The organism is Acidovorax sp. SUPP1855 (assembly GCF_030158955.1).
Classification (GTDB): domain Bacteria; phylum Pseudomonadota; class Gammaproteobacteria; order Burkholderiales; family Burkholderiaceae_C; genus Paracidovorax.
In genome coordinates this window covers 1-1,252 of record NZ_BQXI01000079.1, presented here as the reverse complement: position 1 = coordinate 1,252, position 1,252 = coordinate 1, and the positions used below count along the sequence as shown (strand labels likewise).

Below are 1,252 nucleotides of genomic sequence, written 5' to 3'. Positions count from 1 at the left end.
TGGGCTTCCCCCGGTTTCCCGGACGGTTTGCCTAGCCCATTAAGCGCTGCCGCTCTTCGAATTGAACCGGGCTGAGGTAGTCCAATTTGGAGTGTTTTCTGAACGGGTTGTAGAACCGCTCGATATAGTCGAATACATCGGCTCTGGCCTGCTCCCTCGTTTGGTAGACAGTGCGCGCGCAGCGCTCCGTCTTCAACGTCGAGAAGAAGCTTTCCATGGCGGCGTTGTCCCAGCATTCACCACGCCGGCTCATGCTGCAGGTGATGTTCTGGCTCTTCAGCAACTGCTGGAACTCTTCACTGGTGTACTGACTGCCTTGGTCCGAGTGGTGCATCAACGCAGCCGGTTTTCCCCGACGCCACAACGCCATCAGCAGCGCATCACTGACCATTCTGGCCTGCATGGTGTCGCTCATGGACCAACCCACGATGCGGCGCGAATACAGGTCCATCACCGCCGCGGCATAGAGCCAACCCTCTGCCGTCCAGATGTAGGTGAAGTCCGCGACCCACTTCTGGTTGGGCTGCGACGCCTCGAACTCGCGCTGCAGATGGTTTGGCGCGATGTGGTTCTCCAGCCTGCTGGCAGTGTCCCCCGGAAGCTTTCTGCGCTTGCGCCTGGCTTGCAGCTTGGCCAGCTTCATCAGGCGGGCCACGCGGTTGAGGCCGCAGTGCTCGCCTGCCGCCTTCAAGTCGTGCCACACACGTGGGCTGCCGTAGGTGCGGTCGCTGAGCTCAAAGCTCTCTCGAATGCTGCGCGTAAGCCTTGCATCGGCTTGGCTGTGTGCGCTGGCGGCCCTGCCGAACCATTCGTAGAACCCGCTGGCCGAAACGTTCATGGCCCGACACATGGCCCGCGTGGGCCACACGTCTTGATGACGAACGATAAAGGCGTACTTCACTGCGGGTCCCTTGCAAAGTAGCCGAGCGCTTTTTTTAGGATGTCGCGCTCCGTGGTCACCCGCCGCAACTCCCGCTGAAGGCGCTCGACTTCAGATGCCGATTCGCTGCGCAAAGGCTTGTTCGCCCGCATGTCCATGACACCGCCATGCTCCTGGCTGACCCATCGACGCAGCACGCTTTGCTCGATACCAAGGTCCCTCGCAATGTGCGTGACCCTCGCCCCAGGTTGCTTCACCAGCTTCACCGCTTCCCGTTTGAACTCGTCCGTAAATGCTCTTCTCGTCCTTGGCATGTTTGCCTCCTAAACACATCATGTCATTCGATGTGTCCGGGAAACCGGGGGAAGCCCA

At 60.1% G+C, this 1,252-nt stretch carries 1 protein-coding gene; it reads right to left on the bottom strand.

Annotated elements, in window-relative coordinates:
* Window positions 1-31 precede the first annotated feature (31 nt).
* A protein-coding gene (locus AVMA1855_RS26465) for an IS3 family transposase (RefSeq protein WP_284428003.1) occupies window positions 32-1,194 on the bottom strand; the annotation gives its coding sequence in 2 pieces (ribosomal slippage) (window positions 32-927 and window positions 927-1,194; 1,164 coding nt in all).
* Window positions 1,195-1,252: the final 58 nt, after the last annotated feature.